Below are 368 nucleotides of genomic sequence, written 5' to 3'. Positions count from 1 at the left end.
ATGTATTGATGGGCGGTGGTCGTAATCACTTTACCCCATACAGCCCTAGCAATAGCAGAGGGCGTATTGATGGACGTAATTTATTAAGTGAACTGTCGGCAAAAGGTTATACCGTTGCTGCAAACAAAGCCGAAATGCAATCTGCGCCACTCAACAAAAAATATATTGGACTTTATACGGCAACCTCTCACCTTGCCTATGATCTGGATCGTTTGAATGGTAAGGCACCAGATCAACCTAGTCTTGCAGAAATGACCGTAAAATCACTTGAGATGCTACAGGCACAAAGTGGCGACAAGGGTTATTTTTTGATGGTCGAAGGCGGTCGTATTGACCATGCCCTGCATGGCACTAATGCCAAACGTTCA

General features: G+C 44.8%; 1 protein-coding gene. It reads left to right on the top strand.

What is annotated here, in order from left to right:
• A partial coding sequence (locus FLQ44_RS07745; RefSeq protein ID WP_206208730.1) for an alkaline phosphatase occupies positions 1-368 on the top strand: 368 nt, incomplete at both ends.

Source organism: Vogesella mureinivorans (genome assembly GCF_007644035.1).
GTDB lineage: Bacteria > Pseudomonadota > Gammaproteobacteria > Burkholderiales > Chromobacteriaceae > Vogesella > Vogesella mureinivorans.
This window is presented reverse-complemented; position numbering and strand designations above follow the sequence as displayed.